17 protein-coding genes and 3 pseudogenes are annotated in these 24,343 nt (G+C 57.6%); 7 read left to right on the top strand and 13 right to left on the bottom strand.

Translation table 11 applies throughout. The features are described from left to right. Positions 1-95: 95 nt before the first annotated feature. The 7 genes and pseudogenes from phoU to RBB80_RS25230 form a co-directional block, all read right to left on the bottom strand. Positions 96-770, bottom strand: a complete 675-nt coding sequence (gene phoU, locus RBB80_RS25260; RefSeq protein WP_433965053.1) for a phosphate signaling complex protein PhoU — start codon at positions 768-770, stop codon at positions 96-98. Between the two features lie 116 nt (positions 771-886). Then, positions 887-1,321 (bottom strand): hypothetical protein, encoded by a 435-nt coding sequence (locus RBB80_RS25255; protein ID WP_433969861.1) that lies wholly within the window; start codon positions 1,319-1,321, stop codon positions 887-889. Positions 1,322-1,420: 99 nt separating this feature from the next. Beyond that, positions 1,421-4,233, bottom strand: a pseudogene (locus tag RBB80_RS25250) (sodium:solute symporter family transporter); the annotation flags it as partial. 41 nt (positions 4,234-4,274) lie between these two features. Continuing rightward, positions 4,275-5,069: a sodium:solute symporter family transporter gene (locus tag RBB80_RS25245; RefSeq protein ID WP_433965052.1), complete on the bottom strand. Its 795-nt coding sequence runs from the start codon at positions 5,067-5,069 to the stop codon at positions 4,275-4,277. A gap of 345 nt (positions 5,070-5,414) precedes the next feature. Beyond that, positions 5,415-6,752 (bottom strand): Hsp70 family protein, encoded by a 1,338-nt coding sequence (locus RBB80_RS25240; RefSeq protein WP_433965051.1) that lies wholly within the window; start codon positions 6,750-6,752, stop codon positions 5,415-5,417. Positions 6,753-6,787: 35 nt separating this feature from the next. Further along, positions 6,788-8,011, bottom strand: coding sequence for a hypothetical protein (locus tag RBB80_RS25235; RefSeq protein ID WP_433965050.1), 1,224 nt, complete (start codon positions 8,009-8,011; stop codon positions 6,788-6,790). Beyond that, positions 8,011-8,988, bottom strand: coding sequence for a glycoside hydrolase family 20 zincin-like fold domain-containing protein (locus RBB80_RS25230; RefSeq protein WP_433965049.1), 978 nt, complete (start codon positions 8,986-8,988; stop codon positions 8,011-8,013). The genes RBB80_RS25235 and RBB80_RS25230 overlap by 1 nt, the downstream gene beginning before the upstream one ends. A 252-nt stretch (positions 8,989-9,240) precedes the next feature. Here RBB80_RS25230 and RBB80_RS25225 point away from each other — a divergent pair, with 252 nt between their 5' ends. Continuing rightward, complete coding sequence (locus tag RBB80_RS25225) at positions 9,241-11,100, top strand: hypothetical protein (RefSeq protein ID WP_433965048.1); 1,860 nt, start codon at positions 9,241-9,243, stop codon at positions 11,098-11,100. 452 nt (positions 11,101-11,552) lie between these two features. Here RBB80_RS25225 and msrB read toward each other — a convergent pair whose 3' ends face one another. Further along, positions 11,553-12,116, bottom strand: a complete 564-nt coding sequence (gene msrB, locus RBB80_RS25220) for a peptide-methionine (R)-S-oxide reductase MsrB (RefSeq protein WP_433965047.1) — start codon at positions 12,114-12,116, stop codon at positions 11,553-11,555. Between the two features lie 198 nt (positions 12,117-12,314). Here msrB and uxaC point away from each other — a divergent pair. The 4 genes and pseudogenes from uxaC to RBB80_RS25200 all read left to right on the top strand — a co-directional run bounded on the left by uxaC (position 12,315) and on the right by RBB80_RS25200 (position 16,701). Beyond that, a pseudogene (gene uxaC / locus RBB80_RS25215) lies at positions 12,315-13,717 on the top strand (glucuronate isomerase). A gap of 381 nt (positions 13,718-14,098) precedes the next feature. Continuing rightward, positions 14,099-15,334, top strand: a complete 1,236-nt coding sequence (locus RBB80_RS25210; RefSeq protein ID WP_433965046.1) for a lactate racemase domain-containing protein — start codon at positions 14,099-14,101, stop codon at positions 15,332-15,334. A 50-nt stretch (positions 15,335-15,384) separates the two neighbouring features. After that, complete coding sequence (locus RBB80_RS25205; protein WP_433965045.1) at positions 15,385-15,885, top strand: gluconokinase; 501 nt, start codon at positions 15,385-15,387, stop codon at positions 15,883-15,885. A gap of 39 nt (positions 15,886-15,924) precedes the next feature. After that, positions 15,925-16,701 (top strand): SDR family NAD(P)-dependent oxidoreductase, encoded by a 777-nt coding sequence (locus tag RBB80_RS25200; protein ID WP_433965044.1) that lies wholly within the window; start codon positions 15,925-15,927, stop codon positions 16,699-16,701. A 658-nt stretch (positions 16,702-17,359) separates the two neighbouring features. Here RBB80_RS25200 and RBB80_RS25195 read toward each other — a convergent pair. The 5 genes and pseudogenes from RBB80_RS25195 to larE form a co-directional block, all read right to left on the bottom strand. Beyond that, on the bottom strand, positions 17,360-17,611 hold the full coding sequence (locus tag RBB80_RS25195) for a hypothetical protein (RefSeq protein WP_433965043.1): 252 nt from the start codon (positions 17,609-17,611) through the stop codon (positions 17,360-17,362). A 57-nt stretch (positions 17,612-17,668) separates the two neighbouring features. Continuing rightward, positions 17,669-18,430, bottom strand: coding sequence for a nickel pincer cofactor biosynthesis protein LarB (gene larB / locus RBB80_RS25190; RefSeq protein WP_433965042.1), 762 nt, complete (start codon positions 18,428-18,430; stop codon positions 17,669-17,671). Between the two features lie 305 nt (positions 18,431-18,735). Then, a complete protein-coding gene (locus RBB80_RS25185) occupies positions 18,736-19,752 on the bottom strand; it encodes an aldo/keto reductase (protein WP_433965041.1) in 1,017 nt (338 codons plus the stop codon). Positions 19,753-19,826: 74 nt separating this feature from the next. After that, positions 19,827-21,138 (bottom strand): annotated as a pseudogene (gene larC / locus RBB80_RS25180) (nickel pincer cofactor biosynthesis protein LarC). Positions 21,139-21,216: 78 nt separating this feature from the next. Further along, positions 21,217-22,185, bottom strand: a complete 969-nt coding sequence (larE, locus tag RBB80_RS25175) for an ATP-dependent sacrificial sulfur transferase LarE (protein WP_433965040.1) — start codon at positions 22,183-22,185, stop codon at positions 21,217-21,219. A 145-nt stretch (positions 22,186-22,330) separates the two neighbouring features. On the opposite strand from larE, the gene RBB80_RS25170 reads away from it, so the two are divergent. Both RBB80_RS25170 and RBB80_RS25165 read left to right on the top strand, forming a co-directional pair. Then, positions 22,331-23,230, top strand: a complete 900-nt coding sequence (locus RBB80_RS25170; protein WP_433965039.1) for an alpha-amylase family glycosyl hydrolase — start codon at positions 22,331-22,333, stop codon at positions 23,228-23,230. Next, positions 23,227-24,120, top strand: a complete 894-nt coding sequence (locus RBB80_RS25165) for a hypothetical protein (protein WP_433965038.1) — start codon at positions 23,227-23,229, stop codon at positions 24,118-24,120. Before RBB80_RS25170 ends, RBB80_RS25165 begins: the two co-directional genes overlap by 4 nt. Positions 24,121-24,343: the final 223 nt, after the last annotated feature.

Raw genomic sequence — 24,343 nt, 5'->3', positions numbered from 1 at the left:
TAAGGTTAGTTGTCATAGAACCACACGTCAAGCACGCCACCGCGTCCCATCCTGAGATCCTCTACGAGGCCGCATATTCCAGCCAAACTCGGAAGTTAGTCTGCTTCCGCGAGTGAGAGCTTGTGTCGAACATCCGAGCCACGAACCCAGAAGATCACATCCTCGGCAATGTTGGTGGCGTGGTCCGCTGCGCGCTCCAGGTTACGCGAGATGATGATCGCATTCAAAGCCTGCCCGCTGACCACCGGATGCTGTTGCATTACCTCGATCAACTCATTCTGAACGTCACGGTTCATATCGTCGATCTCATCGTCCATTGCCAGCACGGACTCTGCCAGCTTAGCGTCCGCCTCCAGCAGCGATTGAATTGCCCGGCGGATCATCACCCCAACCTTCTCGCCCATGTCCGGAATATCGATCGGCAGAGAGATCTTAGGCGAATCATGTAGGTACTGCGTACGAGAAGCGATGTTGGTCGCCTGGTCCCCGATGCGTTCCAGGTCGCCGTTGATCTTAATCACTGACAGAATGAAGCGAAGATCGATCGCCATTGGCTGCTCTTTAGCCAGCAGGTCGTACGCCATCTCATCCACGTCACGCTCCGCCGCGTTGATCGCCGCTTCGATCTCCTTCACATGCTCGCAAAGGCTCAGATCCCCGGTCAGATAAGCCTCTAACGACAATGAGAGAGCCTGCTGCGAGAGCGCGGCCATGGCAAGAAGCTTGTCTTTGAGAGCTACCAGTTGCTGTTGAAAATTGATGCGGGGCATCGGGGGTCCCTCGATCTACGACCGTTCTACTATTGTGACGTAAATAAAGCGAAGAGACCAATGAATATTGTGACTTCCGGTTGCGCGCATGGTACACAATTCCTGTCACAGTCGGATTACTTATAAAGCAAGTAGCTTTGGCGATGGCGCTCAAAAGCAGCCAGGTCCGTCGCCCATCCGGCTGCGATCTTCCGTGGATTGTCCATGTTGGTCAGCGCCTGCATCGTATCCACGTTCGTCACCAGGTACGCAGCCTTTGCCAGCTGAAACTCTGGATAGAGATGGTGCAACGCGCTGATCAGTTCGATCCCCATCTCCGGTGAGTCGAAAGCAACTCGATCAGTCACGGTAAAAGCAATCCCGGGGATCATCTTCCCGTGAGAGGGATAGTGATTGGAATCCTCCGCAACCGCAAAGTTAGTTGGTGTGAAACTCACACCCGGAATCCTTCGCGCGGTCAGGTAAGCTGCCAGTTCTGGCGCATTGATGTATGGTGCGCCAATATGCTCATACGGCCTGTCCGTTCCGCGGCCAACAGAGATGTTCGTCATCTCAGCCAGCCCCACCGCGGGATAGAGTGTAGCCGCCGTAGGAGTGCGTAGATTCGGGCTTGGATTCGCCCACTTCAGCCCGGTCTCATCAAAATACTGTGCCCGAGACCAGTTCTGCATCGGCACAACAATGAGCTGCGCATGAATGGGGACCAGAATGTTTGGAGAGGTTGGGCCGGCGATTCGTCGTTCGCTGTTGAAGTAGAGCGCCAGCTCTCCGAGAGTCATGCCATTACGAACGGGCATCGGCATGTAGTTGTTATAGGACTCCGCCCCGGCATCAGACACCGGCCCCTGTACCGCTACACCGCCGTTTGGGTTTGGACGATCAAGCAGAATAATCTCAATATGCGCCTGCGCCGCCGCCTCCAGAAAGTACCCAACCAGCGCCTCATACGTGTAGAATCGAACCCCACGTCCTGAAGATCAATCACTACAGCATCAAGATTCTTCAGAGACTCGAGGCTGGGACGGCGTTGCTCAGGCTTCGCGCCATAAAGACTTAGTATCGGAAGTTTTGTCGCGGGATCCACATCATTGCCGATCTTGACAGTATCTTTGGTCCCCAGAAGGCCATGCTCCGGAGAGAACAACGTCTTCAGTTCCACCTCCGGCAGACTATGCTGCAGGAGGTCGATCGTCCGCCTTCCTTCCCGATCAAGCCCCGTCTGGTTCGTCAGCAATCCCAGCCTCAAGTGATTTCCATGGCGTCTCGCAGCCTGAGCCAAAACATCGAAGTGAGTAGCCTCCAGCACATCAACTCCGGTGAGCGTCTGAGAGCCAGCAATGATGTTCGGATGTTCCCCTCCAACTCGCAGCGCCCTAGCCGCGGCAGAAGCCACTTGCCCACGCAACACCGAGATGGGTGGCGCACCACGCGGATGAATCGCATTCGACAAAATAATAACGAAGCTGTCACTCTCCGGATCCATCCACAGCGATGTCCCGGTGAATCCCGTATGCCCGAAGCTCCCAATCGGAAAGACCTCACCGCGCGGCCGCGAAAACCCCGAGTTGACGTCCCAGCCAAATCCCCGAGCAGCCACGCCCGTCGTCGTCTTTCCGTCTGAAGTAAAGATCGTCGCGCCCGTCACCGCGGTCGACGGCTGCTCCGGCTGTGTCATCAGCGTCAAAGTAGTCTCACTCAACGGAAAGTCGCTCGCCCTCCCCGCGAGCCTATCCAACAGAGCCTGGGCAAACAACGAAACATCCGCCGCCGTAGAAAACACTCCAGCATGCCCCGCAACTCCACCCATCCGCCGAGTCGTCGGATCATGTACCGTCCCGCGCAACATATTGCCAAAGTCAGGATTCGTAGCCGCCGTACCCTGATCGTCATAAGCTGTAGGAGCGATCTGAGGATCTAGTGTGAACGGAATCCACTTCGGAGATGGGCAGGGGTAGTCGGATAGAGCCACTGTTACCTGCCCGTTCGGCTGGGTGCTCCTCGTAAAATTCGACTTACCAACAATCGCTGATCCCACCGCCTCAAACGATCCGCAGGCCTGATCGAACGGCAGATATCTCGTATGCGTCATCCCAAGCGGTCCAAAGATATGCTCCTGCGCATACTCCTCGAGCGACTGCCCACTGATCTTCTCCACCAGCGCCCCTAACGTGATGAAGTTAATGTCCGAATACTTGAAGTGCGTTCCCGGCACAGTCTCGAGCGTCGCATTCATCGCCCGCCGAATCCCCTCCGCTTTATCCGGAGTAGCCAGCCCCCAGGCATCCTTCAGGTCGACGTCCTCCGGCAGACCCGAGTAGTGCGTCAGCAACTCGCGAATTGTGACCGCCTGCTTCCCATTCACCGCGAACTCCGGCAGATACTTCGCCACCGAATCATCAAACTGAAGCTTATGCGCCTCATAGAGCTGCATCACCGCCGTAGCCGTCACCAGACACTTCGTCAGCGAAGCCATATCGAAGACCGTATCTTCCGTCATCGGCTCGATCGCAGGCTCAAGCGCTCGATTTCCATACGCCTTTTCGAACACAGTTCTTCCATCGTGGTTGACGAGCACCACCGCACCCGGCATCTTCTTCGCGCTGATCGCATCCTCTACAAGCGTCGAAACCGCGCTGAAGTCGTAGCCCTTCTTCGCCTCCACTTGTGCTTCTTCCGCAGCCCCTCGCGATGGAAGCAGAAAGGGAAGTGAGAGCGCGATCACAATCCCAGCCACCTTAGCAGTGGATCGTTGCGACTTCTGCGAACTGCCATCACCCCGAAACACCAAGCTACCAACGGACCCAATCGCAAAGGTAACAATCGACCCAATCAGCACATACCAGGTAAACGCGATATGCGGAATCGTGACCGGTCCAACTTTGATCACACCCGGAGAAAGCCAAAGCAAAAGATTCAACCCAAACCCGCAGATCATCCCCAGAATCGCTCCCGTCTGCGTGGCGTAGCGAGTGAGTGAGCCCAGCAAAAACACACCCAGCAAAGCCCCATAGGCCACCGAAGCAATTGACAACCCCACCTCCACAACGTGACCCTTTCCACCGGCGAACACGCTATACATCGCCACTCCAAACAGCACCAGAGCCCAGACCACAGTGCTCGCACGCGAGATCATCATCCGTTCGCGGTCGTCCGCCTCCGGCCGCCAATGCATATAGAAATCCACCACCGTAGTCGATGAGAGCGAGTTCAACGCAGCACTCAAATTTGACATTGCCGCCGCAAGAATCGCTGCCACCAACAGCCCCGCAATCCCAATCGGCATCTCCCGCACAATGAACGTCGGGAAGATTCGATCTGCCGACGCGAACACCGCTGGATGCAATCCGTAGAAGACATACAACCCCACACCGATCAGCAGAAAAAGTGTGAACTGCAAAAAAATGACGGCACCGCTACCCAGCAGTGCCAGCCGCGACTCCCGCAAACTCCGCGCCGCCAGCATCCGTTGCACCATCAGCTGGTCCGTACCATGCGACGCCATGGTCAGGAACGTCCCCCCAACACTCCCGCCCAAAACGTATAGCTCTGCGTCAGGTTCAGCGCGAAGTGAAAGAGCCGAAACTTGCCTGCCGCCGCTGCGACGTCGTGAATCTGCGACCATCCCCCGGGCACATGCGTCCCCAGCGTAAAAATCGCAACCATCGTTCCGCCAATGTAGATTGCCATCTGCACCACATCGGTCCAGATCACCGCCGCCATTCCGCCCTCAAACGTATAGAGCAGTGTAAGTGCCGAGATAATCCCGATCGACAATACATCCCGCGTCCCAATCGCGATCCCCACCACGATGCTCACCGCAAAAACCCGCACTCCCTCCGCCGCAGCCCGAGTCAACAGAAATAATCCCGCCGTCACCTTGTGCAGCGTATGCCCGAAGCGTTGATCGATCAGCTGATATGCGGTTAGCATTCGGCCCTCGAAATATTTGGGCAAAAAGATCAACGCCACCACCACGCGTCCCAACATGTACCCGATCACAATCTGCAGAAATCCGAAGTCCCCCGCAAACGCCACCCCGGGAATGCTGATGATCGTCAGCGTGCTCGTCTCTGCAGAGACAATCGACAGTGCAATCGCCCACCATGGGATCGTCTGATCAGCCAGAAAATAGCTCCGCAGCGATCTCGCATTCGGATCTTTACCACTCCGAAAGCGAAGCCCAAACAGCGTAATACCAATCAGGTAGACGACAATCAGACCAAGATCGAAGGGATGGAGGCGCGTTGGAAGTGCGGCAGCATGCATTCGTGCAAGTGTATAGCGACGGCGCGCATGCACGCAGCATCCCTCTTCCATAAGTGTTTCGCACGGGGTTGCACCCGGAGACGTCGGCTGCCTGGAACCTGACATATCATTTCAGGCTATGGCTCTGTTTCTGGCGATGGTACCGCAGTCCTCGAGCGTGCAGGCGTGGAGCTTGGGGAGCAGGTGGCCCTTGGCGCCTTGAAGCATCCTCGAGCACATCTCACTCGTTCGCTCCGCGATGGTAGCCGCTCTCAAAACATCCTCGCCCGGTGTCAAAGTCATGGAAGGCGCCGTCGGTTCTCTGGAGGGTGCACTCTGGCGGGCAAGGGAAGCAGGTAACGCAGCTTCTTAACTCCCCCAAAGCGTCCCTAGCCATCGCTACTTCCGTGTGAGACGAACCTCTTCAGCTCGCAGCGCGAGCCCTCGCGCAACCGAGGTAAATTCATTGCCCGTGCGCACGCGCGATGCAGTGAATCGAGATTCGAAGATGCGACGAACCGCAGGCACAAAGCTGGTTCCTCCAGTGAGAAACACCCGATCAACCTCTCCTGCAGGAATGTTGCTTGTAGCCAGCAGAGTATCGACGCATCGCTCAATCGACTGCAGGTCTTCCGCGATCCAGCCTTCAAACTCCGTGCGCTCAACCGTCGCGACAAGATCCATGCTCCCGTCGCGAAAACGAAACTCCGCAGACTCGTGATGCGACAGATCAACCTTCAAACGCTGGACAGCCTGATGAAGCTGGTATCCAAGATCCTCTTCGATCAAATTGATGAGCGCTTCAATCTTCTCCGGCTCCTGCGCCCGGGCACGTGCGCTCTTCAGAATCTCCGCAACATTTCGTGTCTTCAGAAACGAGAGATAGTGCCAGCGTTCCAGGTTGGCATAAATCCACGCCGGAGCCGCCGGGATAATGCTCGCCGGACGGTCTCGGGCCTGAGCGTAGGAACGTTCGAAGCTGTCTGAGCCCAACGCTGGAGACACAAGCTTGCGAACAATGCGCGCATCGAAACTATCCCCCGCGAGTCCCAATCCGCTGTTACCCAAAAGATCCTTCGCCGTTCGACCTCGCGCACGAACGCCGGGACCAACATGCAGCAGCGAGAAGTCGCTTGTACCGCCGCCGAAGTCTCCGATCAGAATCAGCTCATCGTGATCCAGCGTGGACTCATACGCGTAAGCCGCCGCAATCGGCTCCATCTCAAACTCGACCGACTCAAAACCAGCATGAACGAACGCCTGCCTGAGACGCTGCACGGCAAAATCATCGTCTTCTGCGTTCTCAGCTCCAACGAATCGCACCGGTCGCCCTACCGTCGCATGGCGCACTGGCCTGCCCAACTGCCGCTCGGCAGACAATCTCAGATCGGTAAGGATGCGAGCGATCAGGTCTTCAATGGTGTAACGCCGGCCAAACACTTCAGTGCCAGTCAGCGTACGGCTCGTCAGATAGGACTTGAGAGACTGAATCAGCCGACCCTTATGCTCGGCACGAAGATAGTGCTCGATCGCCTGCGGCCCGGTGAATCCTTTGATCTGGGTGCGACTCGCATGCCTCTGTTGCTCCAGGTACAGCACCGAGCGGAATGACTCCGTCGTCGCCGTTCCGGCAGGGAAGGAGATCAACTCAACTTCGCTATCGCCGTGGGTAAACGCGATGGAGCTGTTCGTAGTGCCAAAATCTATTCCGAGTGAAGGGCCGATAGAAGTCGTCAAAAGCATGATCTTCTAGATTGCCAGATCTTCTGACTTCAGCGCCACACCCGTCTCCCCAAAAGAGTCACTTGGTAGTCAGAGCTGGAGCAGGAGCCGGCGGTGGTATGCCCAAATCCGCAGCCGGCGGCAACGTTGTGAGTATCCGACCACTGACGTTGCGCACTCCGAAGTCTGTCGCTGCGACTCTCCCAGATACCCACCGTGTAGTCGTAGTGCTCCAGCACTGGCCGCAGTGCGTACGCACGGTTTGAGCGATACCACGCCTGCTCGTACAGATCACGCAGCAGGGAATAGGCGTCTATGAAATCCTGAATTCGACCATTCACCCCGTTGATATCCGACAGTTCACGACTCACGCTCATGCGCTGCTTCTTGTCCGTCGTGTTCTGCATCGCGTAGGCCCGTTGATAACCCTGCGCAATCTCCTCCGACAGCTGAAACTTCAGCCCGATCAGATCCATTCGACGAGCTCCCAGTTCAAGCGCATCGATAGCTGCAGTCTCGCGAAGCGTCGTAGCCGCACTCGGATAGGAGTCTGCAGGATCGTAAGCCTTGGGCACCGTCGAAACTGCGGGCGGCGCAGGCGCAGCAGCCCTAGCCTGTGCAATCAAGGTCAGCGCTCGCTCCGCATGAAGCCGCAGCTCATGCGCATACGGAAGCACTTGCGCCCCAATCCTTAGCCCATCCTTCGACATAGGGTCCAGCCAGAAGATGCTGTTCGTCCCATCCCCCTGCTTCACCTCGTCTTTCAACACGGAGTGCGCCAGCATCATCTCCTTCTGCGCTTCGTTCAGGTACCCAGTCGAGTCACCATGAAACACCTGTCCATAAGCATCCTGAAAATCAGGAATAGAAGACTCCCCCTTCTGCCATGCCGCCGCCGCGCCAAACAGAATCCCATACCAATCCTGATTGAAGAGTCCTTCCCCGTCATCATTCCATATCGTGTTCAGCTGTCCAGTACTGCCAAGCCGTTGCCCATCGGCCGTAAAGCGTTGAATATTCGCCAGCGCATAGTTATTGTTCGGATAAACCTTCCGGAAGTTGTTAACGCTCGGAGCCACCCACGTCTCCATCCCCGCATTCGTAAACGGCGTCAAAAATCGGTCATATCCGTGAGGTTCGGGGGTATATACCCAAGCAATGGCAATCGTGGAATCCTTGAACGACTGCGGCAAATCCTTCAACAGATCAGGCGAATCCTGCGCGATATCCCCCCAAAACAGGAACCTGCGATTCAGCGGCTTCAACTCCGTCACTATCCGCTGCAGAAAATCCAGATAAACCGGCCCAAGCCCCGAGCATCCACCTCCGCCTGAGTCTGCCCCAGTCCCAGATCCACCGTCTCATCCGCACCAATATGCAAAAACGGACCCGGATAAAGCGCCGCCAGTTCAGTAAACATCTGTTTGATCAGCGCAATCGACCCCGGTTGCCCCGGAGCCAACACCGCGCCATGGGGAGTCTCCGCCAGCGGCTGATACTGCTCCCACGCCAGATTGTGATGCAGATGACCAAACGCCTCCTGCTCCGGCACCACATCAATGTGATACAGCCGCGCATACTCCACCAACTGTCGAGCCTCCTCAGCCGAAACACTCCCGCCCGGCGGAGCCATCAGCGGATTCGAAGCATACTGCTGCGTATGTTCAAAATACGGAGAATACAAATTCACCTTATAAGCCGCCAGTGTCCGAATCAGGTGCTTCTGAAACTCCAGAGTCGTCACCGGCCCCCGCGACAAATCGTCGTCCAGCCCACGATACTTCATCGCCGGCCAGTCCCTCACATTGGCCTCATGCAGCACCGCGCCCGCGCCATTTCCCTCGATCAGTTGCTTAACCGTCTGCGCCCCATAAAACACCCCCGCCGCCGAATCCCCAATCACCGTCAGCGTCTTCCCGATCTTCGTGATCACATACCCCTCAGCCCTCATCTCATCGGTAAACTTCACCTCCGGGTGAACACTCGCCCGCGCCAGTTCGATCGCAACCCCGCCCGGCGAACCCACAACACCCCGAGCCACAAGCGACGCCGTCAGATCGTCCGCGGCGAAACGGTCTTCCACAGCACAAGGAGCCATGCAAGAAATGCCCACGCCATGAATCAGCGCCTCATCGCCAGTCGCACGAATCTCGCGCGGCATCGGAATCAACTTAATAGAAGACTGTGCCGAAGCCGCAGAAGCAAAGAGGCCAAAGCCCACCAGTAGAGCGCCAAGACGGGAAAAGTGCATGAAGATAACGGTAAATCAGATCTGCCACCCTCGTGGTTACCTGTCTAGTTCGACCGGAACCAAAAAATCACCGAAGTTCATGGAATATCCACAGAGAAACGTATTTTATCCGTGAATACCGCACAAATTATTCCTCTGTTCACACGAGTTTGTGAGCATAAGTCAAAGAGCAAAGGAAGAACTTGGAGTGGGCTGAAATGCCCCGCGCCTTTCTTGTTGTCCTTATGCCTTTTCATACTTTTGCGAGGTTCCATGACGAAGCAACTACGAGCGACTATGGCGGCGATATTGGTTATCAGTTCAATATCTCTCCAGGCGCAAACCAGCACGGCAACGAAAAAGACGACCAGCAAGGCGCCGGTTCACAAGAAGGCGCCCGTCGAAAGCCCGTTGGCACGTCAGATCCGCGAGCTGCGCGAGCAGATGCTGAGCCAGCAGGCCCAGATCGATGCTCTCAAACAGCAGAATGCCGACAAGGACGCGAAGCTCGCGACCGCTCAGCAGGCCGCTCAGAATGCCGAGGCGTCCGCCGCTAGCGCTTCAGCCAAGGCTGACAGCCTCAGCTCCAGTCTCTCGACCAACACCGAAGCCGTCTCCAGCCTCAACAGCACCGTGACCGACCTCAAGACCACCAACGTCGGCCTCGCTCAGACCATCAGCGACACGAAGAAGCAGATGACGGACGCCATCGAGTCGCCTCTGGCAATTCACTACAAGGGAGTCGAAATAACTCCGGTTGCCTTCTTCGCGATTGAAAGTGTCTACCGTCAGCGTTCGCTCAACTCCGACGTCAACACCCCTTTCAACGCTACCCCGTACCCCGGGGCAGCCCAGGCCCACACCAGTGAGTTCAACTTCTCTGGTCGTCAAAGCCGCATCGGAGCACTCTTCGTCGGAAACCCCGGCCCCTTCAAGCTGTCAGGCTACGTAGAGGCTGACTTCCTCTCGGCCGGCGCCACCAGCAACGAGAATCAGAGCAACAGCTACACCTTGCGCCAGCGCCAGATCTGGGGCCAGGTGGCCACCAACAAGGGCTTCACCCTCACCGGCGGTCAAATGTGGTCGCTCGTCACCGAAACCAAAAAAGGAACGGATAACCGCACCGAGATTCTGCCCGCGACCGTCGACTCTCAGTACCATGTCGGCTTCAGCTGGGAGCGTCAGCCCGGCGTAAGGTTCCAGCAGAAGATCGGTGGACTTACCGCCGCAGTCGCCGTCGAACAGGCTGAGATCATCTACTCCGCAACCAACGCCAATGCGAACTTCTTCATCGGCAACGCAGGCGCAGGCGGCGGTCTCTACAACCTCACTGCCAACTACTCCAACAACGTCGCGCCCGACGTCATCGTAAAGTTCGCCTATGACTCGAAGTATGGCCACTTTGAGGCCGGTGGCTTGGCTCGCTGGTTCCGCGACCGCTACTACCCCAACCAAACCCTCACCGTCCCATCTGCTGTGGGTGGCAATAACAACACCAAGGTTGGCGGCGGCTTCTTCGCCAACGCCCGCACGCCCATCACTCACTATGCGGACTTCGGCCTTCACTTCCTTGGCGGCACCGGAGTAGGCCGCTATGGTACCTCTACCTTGCCTGATGTCACCGTGCATCCCGACGGAACTCTGGCTCCCATCAAGAACTACCAATTCCTGGGATCGCTCGAACTTCACCCGCAGAAGAAGCTCGATCTGGACCTTTACTATGGTAGTGAGTACGCGCAGCGCACCACGTACCTAAGCACCGTGGGTGCAGATGCCGGCAAGCTCGTCGGTTACGCTCCCATCAGCAGCTCCAATGCAGGTTGCGGCATCGAAACACTGCCTACCTCTACTGGCAACGGACTCGCCGGTGCCGCCCCCTACAACCCGGGTACACCTGCAAGCTGCCTGGGCGCAACCCGTGCGGTCTCCCAACTCACCGGAGAGTTCGTCTACCGCTTCTACAGCAGCCCCAAGTACGGCCGTCTGCAGTACACCGTGCAGTACAGCTACCTCCAAAGGGTCGGCTGGGCCGGTTTGACCAGCGGTACCTTCGGTTCTTCCACCGCAACCTACGGCGCTCCCAAGGCCAACAACAACATGGTCTTCACCGGCCTCCGTTACTACATCCCGTAACGGCTGCCGATCCACGAAAAAAGGCACCCCTCGGGGTGCCTTTTTATCTCTAAATGCGGTCGTCCGGAAATAGACCTTGCAACGAATCAGTCCGTGTGACTCGATAGTTCTTGTGACTTTGTCAATCCCTCACGGCTCGTCATCTCGACCGAAGTCGCGCAGTCTTACTCGCGCGACGCAGTGGAGAGACCCCCGTATTTCGCCTTTGTCGTTGCAGTTGCAGTTGCAATTGTCGTTGTCGTTGAAGTAGCAGTCGACGACGTCATTGCAGTCGCAGTCGCAATCACCACCACAATCGCCAAAGCTCAACGTCATCTCGACCGGAGCAACACACAGCCCCATCGTCTGTTGCGTATTGGAGAGATCCCCGTATCCTACCTTGTCTCTACGATCGGTTGTCGTCCCTATCAGCCCGAAGAACGCTCCGGCGTGCGATAGGATCGACCGCCAGTCTAAGCCTTCATAAACTTCATTGAAGCCGAGTTCATGCAATACCGCAGTCCCGTCGGCGCCGGGCCGTCGTCAAAGACATGCCCTAGATGTCCCTCGCACCGCACGCACTTGACCTCGGTGCGCTCTATCCCCAGAGAACGATCTGCGACCTCGGCAAGATTTTCCTTTGCAATCGGCGCCCAGAAGCTTGGCCAGCCCGTGCCGGATTCGAACTTCGTCTTCGAGTCGAACAACGCCGTATCACAGCCGATGCAACGAAAAACACCTTTGCCATGCTCGTTCAGGCTGACGCCCGAGTAGGGCATCTCGGTATCCGCCTCCCGCGCGATCTCGAACGAGTTCTTGCCCAACTGTCGAAGCCACTCTCCGTCGGTCTTCACAATCTTTGCAACCGTCTGCTTCCCAAGGTTCTTCCCGTCATTGCCAAAGTCGACGATCGTGACCTCACCCGGTGTCCCATGGACCGCCACGCTGGCCTCGACTCCGGGAGACCTCCGCATCACAAGCACAGCATAAGAGGCCGCAACCGCAGCGCCGCCGGCCACAAACACTCGTCTTGTCATCTTCCTGGAACCATCGTCGCGGCTGACATCCGAATCAAACATAAGGGAGACCCCAGGCTTCTACTATGCGACGGGAGCAATCAAAAAGGTTACAGGCGACCGATTCCTACCTTTTGTTCGAGCTACGGCTAAATCTTTGGTACGCTTCAATGTGCCGGTATCTTCGGATGCCTGGAGCTTCTGAAGAGGTGATGAAGGATGATTCTCGATCCAAACCGGCTTTTCCCTGCGGACAGTGAGGCGCGATCAGTCGCCGCGAGATTGTATGAAACAGTTCGCGACCTGCCAATTATCTCCCCGCACGGTCACACCGACCCGCGCTGGTTCGCCGAGAACGAGCCCTTCGCCAATCCCACGGCCCTCTTCATTCAGCCTGACCACTACATCTTTCGCATGCTGTACTCGCAGGGAATCTCGCTGGAGTCCCTCGGCATCCCTCCCCTCGACGGCACCGCCGCTCCGGTCGACCCGAAAGAAGTCTGGCGCATCTTCGCCAAAAACTACTATCTCTTTCGTGGTACTCCCACTCGTCTGTGGCTCGACTACTCGTTTGAAAATCAGTTTGGCCTGACCAAACGTCTTAGCCCGGACAATGCGGACGAATACTACGAAATCATCGCTGAGAAACTTGAAACACCTGAGTTCCGCCCGCGAGCGCTCTACGAGCGGTTCAATATCGAGGTCCTCTCCACAACAGACACCCCCTCGACAATCTCGAATACCACAGGGCCATCAAGGAGTCGGGCTGGAAGGGCCGCATCCTGCCAACCTTTCGTCCGGATCCTGTGATCGACGCCGACTACACCGGCTTCCTCGCCAACATCCAGAAGCTTGGTGAAATCACTGGAGAAAACACCACTACCTGGCAGGGCTATCTCAACGCGCTACGCAACCGCCGCGCCTTCTTCAAGTCCATGGGCGCAACCGCCACGGATCACGGCCACCCCACCGCCTTCACCGCCGATCTGGACCCCGATACCGCCGCTTCTCTCTTTGGTCGAATTATCTCCGGCCGCTCCGTTGCTCAGGAGCAGGAGTACTTCCGCGGCCAGATGCTCACCGAAATGGCCGGCATGAGCGTCGAAGACGGCCTCACCATGCAACTCCATCCCGGCTCGGTCCGCAACCACAACCGCCAGCTCTACGAGAGATTCGGTCGCGACAAGGGCGCCGACATCCCCTCCCAGACCGAGTACGTCCGCGCCCTTCAGCCCCTGCTCAACCGATACGGAAACGATCAGCGGCTGACCTTTATCCTCTTCACCCTCGACGAGTCCACCTTCTCCCGCGAACTGGCTCCTCTAGCCGGACACTACCCCGCGCTGAAGCTCGGTCCTCCCTGGTGGTTCCACGACTCCGCCGAGGGCATGATGCGCTTCCGTGAACAGGCCACCGAAACCGCCGGCTTCTACAACACCGTCGGCTTCAACGACGACACCCGCGCTCTCCTCTCCATCCCCTCTCGCCACGACGTAGCCCGCCGCATCGACTGCGCATTTCTGGGCCGCCTCGTAGTCGAACACCGCCTCGACGAAGACGAAGCCTTCGAAGTCATCCACGACCTCACCGTAAATCTGGTCAGGAAGGCCTACAAGATCTGACAACTCACCTGGAGAAAGAGGAGGATGGACAACGCGCTCACAAATCCGGTTTGCCCTGGCCTCTGAATGAAAAAATAGTTCAAAAGCGTGGCTTATCTTTCGCAGCCCAATTCAACGCTGTTTTTTCTCCACGTTAGCCGCGCATTCCACCACGTTCTCACCATCAAAAACCACCACAAACTCACCGTTTTTCCACCCACCCCTTCAAAAAACTCAGCAAAAGCAGCAAAAAGTAGCTGCCCAGACCGTCCAAATGTTTTTTACGCAACCAGATTTTTTCTGTTTCCGTCACCACCCCGACGCAACGAATTCGCACCAGTACCGGGAGTAAGATCAAAGCCCATGAGCCTATTTTTCGCCGCTGGCAGCGCGACAACGGAGATGTCGCCCCAAGAAGTGCAAACAAACCTGTTCCAGGCCTTGGACAAACTAGGCGAGCGTAAGAAAGTCCTCGCAATCCCGCCTGATTTCACGCGAATGCACTCTCAGAGCGGCATCCTGACGGAATTCGCATGGCAGTACTACGGAGACAAACTCACCGACATCCTCCCCGCCCTCGGCACCCACAAACCAATGACGGATCAAGAGATCGCCACCATGTACGGAGCAACTCCGCGAACTCTCTTTCGCGTGCACGATTGGCGCAACGACATCGTTACTCTAGGAGAAGTTCCCGGCGAATTCATGTTCGAAGTAAGCGAAGGAAAGCTCGACTACTGCTGGCCCGCGCAAGTAAACAAACTACTGCGCGACGGTGGACACGGTCTCATCCTTTCCATAGGCCAGGTCGTTCCTCATGAAGTTGTCGGTATGGCGAACTACAACAAAAACATCTTAGTAGGCACTGGCGGCTCCATAGGAATCCATCGCAGCCACTTTCTCGGTGCTGTCTACGGCATGGAGCGCATGATGGGACGCGCCGACACCCCTGTTCGGCGCGTGCTGAACTACGCCAGCGAACACTTCGCCCGTGAATTGCCGATCGTCTATGTGCAGACGGTAGTAGCGAAAAACGCAGACGGAAAGCTAGTCATTCGCGGCCTCTACATTGGAGATGATGCAGAGTGCTTCGAACTCGCCGCAGCTCTTAGCCTAAAGGTCAATTTCAAGATAATGGACCGTCAAATCAAAAAGGCAGTTGTCTTCCTCGACCCTCACGAGTTCAAAAGCACCTGGCTCGGAAACAAAAGCATCTACCGCACACGCATGGCTCTTGCGGATAACGCTGAACTGATCGTCCTCGCCCCGGGTGTCCACGAATTTGGCGAAGACTCTGCCATCGACGCCCTGATCCGCAGGTACGGCTACTGCGGAACTCCCCGGACCCTTGAAGCCGTAAAAGAAGATCCGCATCTGGCCGGAAATCTCAGCGCAGCCGCCCACCTCATCCATGGGTCTAGCGAAGGTCGCTTTACCATCCGCTACTGCCCGGGCCGGTTGACCCGCGAGGAGATCGAGGGCGTCCACTTCGAGTATGGCGACCTGGCCGAGATGACGTCGAAGTACAATCCTGCCACGCTGGAAGACGGTTGGAACACAGTGGATGGTGAGGAGATCTTCTACATCTCCAATCCGGGTCTTGGGCTCTGGGCCTATCGGGGGCGGCTACAGAGCTAGGTTGCAGGCAGATTGCTGTTCGTGTAAGTCGGTTGAGAGGATGTTGCTGGATGATTGTTGTGTTGATGGGTGTGAGCGGATCGGGCAAGACTACCATAGGGACGCTGCTGGCTGAACGCGCGGGAGCTGTGTTTGCGGATGGCGATGATTATCACCCTCTGGCGAACAAGGAGAAGATGGCTGCGGGACAGCCGCTCGACGATCGGGATCGTCAACCGTGGCTCGAGGTGCTGAATCGGCTGCTGCGGGACTGGTTTGCAGAGGGGAAGAGCGGTGTGATGGCTTGCTCTGCGTTGAAGGCGCGGTATCGGGAGACGTTGCAGGCGGGAATGCCGAAGGGGGCGGTGAGCTTCGTTGTGCTGGAGGCCTCGAAAGAGATGCTTGCGGCCCGGTTGACTGAGCGGAAGCATGAGTTCATGAGTCCTGGGCTTTTGGACAGTCAGCTTGCTACGCTCGAGATGCCGAACGATGCTGTTCGGATCGTGAACGATCGAGCGCCGGAAGAGATTGTGAGTCAGATTCTGGCTCAGATTTCGTCAAGAGAGAACTGAGTTTTGAGAAGATGTTGAAGAAGGAAGAGGACGTTTTCGATGGGGCATCCGTTATTTGATTTGAGCGGGAAGTCGGCTGTGGTGGTGGGGGGTACCTCGGGTATCGGGTTGGCAATGGCCGTTGGGCTGGCGGAGGCGGGTGCGGATGTGGTGGCGAGTTCGCGGCGGCTGGAGCAGGTGGATGAGGCGGCGAAGGCCATCGAGGCGACGGGGAGGAGGTCTCTGCGTCTGACCTCGGACGTTGCGGACCGGGTGAGTCTGCAGGCGCTGCTGGATGGGACGGTGAAGGCATTCGGAAAGGTCGACATCCTGATCAACTGCGCCGGGAAGATCAAGCGGGAGCCGACGCTGACCGTCACGGAGGAGACCTGGGACGGGATAATGGATACGAACGTGACCGGAACGCTGCGAGCCTGCCAGATCTTCGGCAAACATATGCTGGAGCGCGGCTACGGACGCATCCTGAACATCGCTTCGCTGAACACATTCGTCAGCCTCAAAGAGGTCACGGCGTATGCGGCCAGCAAGGCTGCCGTTGGAGCGTTGACCAAGTCCCTGGCGGTGGAGTGGAGCGCGCAGGGCGTGACCGTGAATGCGATCGCTCCCGGCGTCTTTCGGACGGCGTTGAACCAGAAGCTGCTGGACGAGAGCGAGCGGGGGAAAGAATTGTTGATGCGGACTCCTATGGGCCGCTTCGGCAAGACCTCTGAGCTTGTTGGAGCGGCAATCTTTCTAGCGAGTGATGCTTCGGCGTTTGTTACCGGGGAAATTCTTGTGGTGGATGGTGGCTTCCTCGCCAGCGGCGTGAACCAATAGCTGCACTGTCCAGGCCCCCGGGGGTCCTTCGCGTAAGTCATTTGTTTGCTACGCTTTGCAAAATTGGCCTCTTGCAAAATATTCATTACAAAGCGTTTATCCGCAAAAATGTCTAAACAAATGACTTACCAGCTTTTCCTCGATTTCACAGGCAAAGAACCCCACGTTCGGCTGGTTCTTTATGCTTAGTACTCAGTATAGCGGTTTCGCCATAACTAATACGCCAACGGTATGTTGTTGACGTTGCGCGGTTTAGTGGGTTTTGGGGCTTGACAGGTTTGCGGTGGCTTGTTCGAGGGGGAAGCTGACTTCGACAGCTGGGAGGACAACCGCAGATTCCTCCGCTTCGCTGCGGAATGACAACAAAAGGACAAGCAACAGCAACGACAACTACAACTACAACGACAACCGCAACAGCGGGTTCCTCAGCTTCGCAATGACAATGAAGAAACAAACAATGGCAATGACAAACGAGCGAACGACGTCAAAGTGGCAAGCAATTGGACGGCAAGCAAAGTGACAAGCGAGAGGACAGCAAACCGAAGAGGCCGCTGATCAGATGCTGGTAGATGATCTGAGGGGCAGGTAGATGATCTGAGGGGCTGGTCGACGATCTGAGGGCCAGGTAGACGATCTTAGATGCTGGTCGACGAGGGGTCTATCGAACAGTGGATTTGGTGGGGCGGTTGTTGTTGGATTCGTGGTGGGTGGGAAGTATCCAGGGGTACAGCACGGCGAGGTTGGGTGGAACGATGGTGAGGAAGAGCAGGAAGACGCCGACCATCTCCGGGATGTGAAACATGTTGCGGCTCTCGAGAAAGAGCGACAGGCAGACCAGTGCAACAATCGTTACGCAGATGACGGTGCGTGCAAGGGTCTTTGCCCAGGGTTTGTCGTCATGGGGAAGCATGTGGGGCCGCCTTTCGTCACGCATTTGATAACGAATTTGCTATCAATGCCCGTTCGTTCAGCTACGACGGACGGACGCACGTGCGATTAATACGGCAGTGTAGGCTGCGCCGAAGCCATTGTCTATATTTACTACGGTAACGTTCGGGGAGCAGGAATTGAGCATTCCCAAAAGGGCTGCGGCGCCGTCAAAGCTGGCTCCATAGCCGACCGAGGTGGGGACTGCGATGACCGGGACACCGACCAGGCCGCCCACGACGGAGGGGAGTGCGCCTTCCATGCCGGCGCAGACGATAACGGCGTCTGCCTTGGTGAGTTGCTCACGGACTGAGAGGAGGCGGTGGAGGCCGGCTACGCCTACGTCGTAGAGGCGGCTGACCTTTGCGTTGAAGAGTTCGGCGGTAACTGCGGCTTCTTCTGCGGTGGGCTGGTCACTGGTGCCGGCGCTGAGGATGGCGATGTGGCCGTTTGGGTCTTCCAGTGGCGATTGTTTGAGGGTGATGGCACGGGCCGAGGGGTGGTGGATGGCTTTGGGGAAGGAAGCCAGAACCATGGCGGCGGTGGCTTCGTCGGCGCGGGTGGCGAGGACGTCGGTGCCGGCGGCGGCCATGCGGGTGAAGATGTCCGTGGTTTGCTGGGGAGATTTTCCCTGGGCGTAGATGACCTCGGGGAGACCGATGCGGAGGGTGCGGTGGTGGTCGATGCGGGCGTGGCCGATGTCCTCGTAGGGCATGTCGGCGAGGCGCTGGGTGGCGGCGGTGGGGGTGATGGTTCCGGATTGGACGGCGGCGAGGAGTTCGAGGAGGGTGGCTTTGTTCATGGATGTTGCTTGGACTTTCGTGTTGTGGGTAAAGCTGCGGTTCGCTTCGCGAAAACTATAAGTTTCAAGATCTGCCTGGTGCTGTGTTGAGCGCGAAGGCAAGGACAAAATACGGGGTCTCTCCACTGCGCGGTTCACGATAGGACCGTGAACCGCTTCGGTCGAGATGACGTTTTTTGTGGCCGGGTGACGGGTTCGATTGACCTTTGTGGCCGGGGTGACGGGGTTCGATTGACCTTTGTGGTCGGGTTTACTTGAAGGCGCGTCCGACTGGATTTGTACTCTCTCACACCATCCTAGCCACATCATCCCAGCCACTTTGGATTTTGGGCGGTGCCGTCGTAGTGGTTGGTGGTTTTGAAGAGTTCGAATTTGCCTTCGCTGGCGGCGGTGGCGGTGCGTGCTAGAAGGGAATTGATCTGCGTCTGGTCGAGGGGTTTGAAGGTGCGTGTGGCTTCGAAGGCTTGATCGAGAGTCTGGGTGTTGTCGATGCCGGTGATGATGACCGAGACAGGTTGCGTGAGGCCGTAGTGGAGAGCTTCGATGGGTTGGACGGTGTTGCTTTTGAGAATGTAGGGATCGCCGAAGGTCTTCATGGCGAGGATGCCGATGCCTTGTTTGAGCGCGACGGGCATGACCTCTTTTTCGAAGGAGCGGAAGTGCGCATCCATGACGTTGATGGGCATCTGGACGGTGTCGAAGTGGAAGTTGTGTTTCTGCGCGGTCTCGAGCATGCGGAGATGGACGACGGGATCTTTGTGTCCGGTGAAGCCGATGTAGCGGATCTTTCCTGCGCTGCGGGCGGCGACGGCGGCTTCGATGGCTCCGCCGGGGGCGAAGATGCGGTCGGGGTCTTCCATGCGGATGATCTCGTGAAATTGGACGAGGTCGATCATGTCGGTTTGGAGGCGGCCGAGGGATTGTTCGAGTTGCTTGTTGTATTCGTCGGCGGTGCGACCGTCCATTTTGGTCATGAGAAAGACTTTTTGGCGGTAGCCGTTGCGGAGGCCCTGACCCATGCGGACCTCGGAGATGCCGTCGTTGTAGTCCCAGCAGTTGTCGAGGAAGGTGATGCCGCGGTCGATGCCGGCGTGGAGGAGCTGAATGCTTTCGGCTGGGTCCTTCTGTTTGCCGAGGTGATAGCCGCCCATGCCGATGGCGGAGACGCGCTCGCCAGTGGTGCCGAGCTCGCGATAGATCATGTCGGGGGATTCGGGACGTTTGACGGGTTGAGTGCTTGACTTTGGGGCTTGTGCGTTGAGCGGGATCGCTGCGCTCATGCTGGCTGCGGTTGCTGTCTTGAGAAAGTCTCTACGCTCCATGGGTGTACTCCTGTGCTGAAAAGGTTGTCATCCGATTTGATGCAGGTTCCCGGGGCAGAGGGCTGAAGTGGAGGCTATTTGAGGTACGCTGCGATGGCAGATTGTTGAACCAGCTTCAATGGCACGTTGTGTTTTGTGGCGGCAGCACGGCAGTCTTCAAACTCGGGAGCGATGTTGCACTCGTGTCCGTCGAGGGTCCCGATCTTTACACGGATTTCGCCGTAGGGGTGGTGACGTGGGCGTGATGACGGTCGACGCAGACGCGGCTGTCCTGACGGATGCGGAGGCCGAGAGTGCTGGTTTCGCGAAGGATTAATTGCTGAAGGGCGGGGCTGTCGGAGGGGTTGCAGAGGACGGTGAGAAGGGTGCCGGGGCGGCCTTTTTCATCACGACCGGAGTGAGCATGACGTCGAGTGCGCCCATCGCCAACGCGGTCTCGGAGACGTAGGCGAGGATCTGAGGGGAGAGATCGTCGAGGGCGGTTTCGAGGACAGTGACGGTTTGTGAGTCGTGGGTGTGGTGTTTGTTGAGGGAGTGCTTTGGGGCTGGGATGGTTTGGGCGGAGTTGTCGGCTTCGCCGATGCTTAGGCGGAGGACGTTGGGAAAGTCCTTCGGGTTGCGGGTGCCGGCGCCGTAGCCGATGTGCTCGACTCGCATGGCGGGCTGGGGACCGAAGGTGGGCGCGAGGGCGCGGAGGAGTGCGGCTCCGGTGGGGGTGACGAGCTCTTTTTCGATGAGCGCGGAGTAGGTGGGGAGGCCGCGAAGAAGGTCGGCGGTGGCGGGGGCGGGGACGGGGAAGCGGCCGTGGGCACAGTCGACCATGCCGCCACCTACGTTGATGGGGGAGGAGAACCACTTGTCGGTTGCGAGGGCATGGAGGCCGGCGGAGGAGGCGACGATGTCGACGATGGCGTCGACTGCGCCGACTTCGTGGAAGTGAATCTTCTCGACGGGGACGTTGTGGATCTTTGCTTCGGAGGCGCCGAGGAGTTCGAAGGCGTGGATGGCGGTTTGTTTGACGGCGGAGGGGAGGGATGCGGCGGTGATGAGATCGCGGATGACGGTGAGGGAGCGGCCGTGGGTGTGTTCGTGGTCGTGTGTGTGGGGATGGCCGGTTTTGTGCTGGTGCTGGGTTTTGGGGTGGTGTTGATGGGTGTGGGTCTGCTGGTGGGTTTGGTCTGCTTCTTCGTTTTGGTGGGGATGGGTTGGCTCGACGGTGTTGGCTTCGGCGAGGTTTGTGCCTTCGTAGACGTGGACCTTGGTGGAGAAGATACCGCTGCGGTCTACTTTTTCGATCTTGAGGGTTGCGTTGAGGTTTAGCGCGGAGACGGCTTCGTGGAGGATGTTGGGATTGACTCCGGCGTCGAGGAGGGCTCCGAGGAACATGTCGCCGCTGATGCCGGCGAAGCAGTCTAGGTAAGCGATACGCATGGGGTTTATTGTTTCATGTTCGTGGTTCGGCGTTTATCGGGCGGGAAGGATGGAGGAGGAGGCGAGGAGGGTGTCGTTCATGGAGCCGGAGCGGTAGCCTTCGGTGTCGAGGGTGACGTAGAGGAAGCCGAGGGGCTTGATGGCGGCGGTGATGGCTTCGAGCTTGGGGAGGGAGAGGGCGCGGGGGAGATCGGCGCGGGCGATTTCGATGCGGGCGAGGTCGCCGTGGTGGCGGACGCGGACCTGAGGGAAGCCGAGGGCGTGGAGGGCTTCTTCGGCTTGCTCGACCTGGGAGAGATTTTCGCGGGTGACGGGGCGGCCGTACTCGATGCGCGAGGAGAGGCAGGCGCTAGCGGGCTTGTCCCATAGGGTGAGGCCGGATTGCTGGGCGAGGGTGCGGATCTCTTGTTTGGTGAGACCGGCGGTGACGAGAGGGGCGACGGCGTGATGCTGGGCGGCGGCTTGCTGGCCGGGACGGAAGTCGGCGCGGTCGTCGAGGTTCATGCCGTAGGCGATGTGGGCGAAGTTACGGGCGGCTCGGGCTTCTTCCATTTGCTGGAAGAGCTCGTCTTTGCAGTGGAAGCAGCGGTGGGCGTCGTTGCGCTGGTAGTCGAGGTTTTCGAGTTCGTTGGTACGGAGAATTTGGATGGGGATGTTGTGATCGGCGACGAAGGCGAGGGCGGCGGCGAGTTCGGCGCGCGGGAGGAAGGGGAGTCGGCGATGACGGCCTGCATTTTGTCGCCGAGGGCCTGGTGGGCGGCGTAGGCGAGGTAAGCGGAGTCGGTGCCGCCGGAGTAGGCGACCAGGACGCTGCCGAGTTGCTGCAGAGTTGCGTGGAGCTTCGCGGATTTGGCGGCAAGGTCCATTGGCTTTATTGTAGGTCAGGTTGGATCGCGTTGGTATCGGAAGGGGGCTGGGGAGTGAGTTGATTTCCAGCTTCGAGTGGTAAGAGTCTCTAAGTGCGGTTCTGCTTCGAGCGTGCTGGCGGGCGGCTCGATGCACTGAAAAAGCAGAGCCGTTTTGTCGCGACGGTCGTTGATTTTCGAAAGTGCGGGTAATCTTTGGAGATTTGGAAGCGAGCTAAAAGTGAATTCGAATTAGAGCATATTCTTCGTAACTGCGGATCGCTGGCCGCATCGAAAGGGTTATGAAACGTACACTTCTTCCTGGTCGACCGTATCCGCTTGGTGCGACGGTATCGAGCAAAGGCACAAATTTCGCCATTTTTTCCGAAGGCGCTACAAGAGTTGATCTCTGCTTCTTCGATGCTGCAGGCAAGCAGACCGATTGCGTGACTCTGCGGGAACGGACTGCTTACGTTTGGCATGGTCTTGTTCGTAATATCAAAGCCGGGCAGCTTTATGGGTACCGGATCGATGGGCCGTGGGAGCCGGAACGTGGTCATCGCTTCAACCCAAATAAGCTTCTGGTGGATCCGTATGCTGAGGCGCTCTCGGGGCAGGTGGATTGGAAGAAGCCCATCTTTGCGCATGACGTTGCCTCTGGAGACGATCTGAAGATGGACACGCAGGACAGCGCGGACGGGGTTCCAAAGTGTGTTGTGGTTGACAGCAAGTTCGATTGGGGAGATGACTGCCGGCCGGAGACTCCACTTGCTGACTCGGTGATCTACGAGATGCATGTGAAGGGCTTCAGCATTCGAAATCCCAGGGTTCCAAAGAAGCTTCGCGGGACCTACGCGGGGCTAGCGTGCGAGCCCGGCATCGACTACCTGAAGCAGCTTGGAGTGACGGCGGTGGAGTTGTTGCCGATTCATCACTTTATCGATGAGGGGCCGTTGGTGGATAGGGGATTGGTGGACTACTGGGGATACAACACGCTTGGGTATTTTGCTCCGATGGCTCGTTACAGCTCGTGCGGGGATACTGGTGGCCAGGTGAACGAGTTCAAACACATGGTGAAGGCGCTTCACGCGGCCGGGATCGAGGTGATTCTTGATGTGGTTTACAACCACACCTGCGAAGGCAATCAATTTGGCCCGACTCTTTGCTGGAAGGAGTCTGTAACACGACCTATTACAGAGTGAATGAAGAGAATCCTCGTTACTACGTGGACTACACGGGTACGGGTAACACCTTCAACGTGCGGAATCCGCAGGTGTTGAAGTTGCTGATGGATTCGTTGCGCTACTGGGTTACGGAGATGCATGTCGATGGTTTTCGCTTTGATCTTGCGGCTACCCTTGCGCGTGAACTCCACGACGTCAGCCGGCTCTCGTCCTTCTTCGACACGATTCACCAGGACCCCACGCTTGCGGACGTAAAGCTGATTGCGGAGCCCTGGGATGTAGGCGAAGGAGGCTATCAGGTGGGGCAGTTTCCTGTTCTATGGGCGGAGTGGAATGGGAAGTATCGCGATACTGTGCGCCGGTTTTGGAAGGGTGACGGAGGACAGCTCTCGGATCTTGGCAACCGTCTTACCGGATCGAGCGATCTCTATCAGTACGACGGTCGGAAGCCGTACGCGAGCATCAATTTCATCACGGCGCACGATGGATTCACCCTATGCGATCTGGTGAGCTACAGCCAGAAGCATAACGAAGCCAATGGGGAAGACAACAAGGATGGCTCGGACAGCAACGACTCGTGGAACATGGGAGCGGAAGGTCCGACGGACGATGAAGGGATCAACCTGTTGCGGGAGAGGCAGACACGAAATTTGTTGGCTACGTTGATGCTCTCGCAGGGCGTGCCGATGCTGAGCGGAGGCGACGAGATAGCGAGATCGCAGAGGGGTAATAACAACTGCTATTGCCAGGACAATGAGCTGACGTGGCACGATTGGGATCTGGATGAACGTCGCAAGCGGGTGCGCGACTTTACGAGTCAACTGATCCACTTCCGTTTGAATCATCCAAATCTGCATCGGAGGAAATTTTTCAGGATCGCGAGATTCGCAGGAAGGGCGAGGATCTGATCATCAAGGATGTCGCATGGTTTAACACCGACGGCAACCAGGTCCCTGACGAGGTTTGGAATACTGAGTGGAACCGCTCCGTGGCCGTGCTCCTGAATGGACAGACGCTGCAGGTGACCGATGAGGACGGCAGCCCGGTTATCGACGACAGTTTTTTCTGGTTGTGAACGCGGCGCAGGATGGCGTCGAGTATGTGCTGCCCTCATCGCCTTCAGGGAAACCA

The sequence above is a fragment of the Tunturiibacter gelidiferens genome (genome assembly GCF_051013345.1).
GTDB lineage: Bacteria > Acidobacteriota > Terriglobia > Terriglobales > Acidobacteriaceae > Edaphobacter > Edaphobacter gelidiferens_A.
This window is presented reverse-complemented; position numbering and strand designations above follow the sequence as displayed.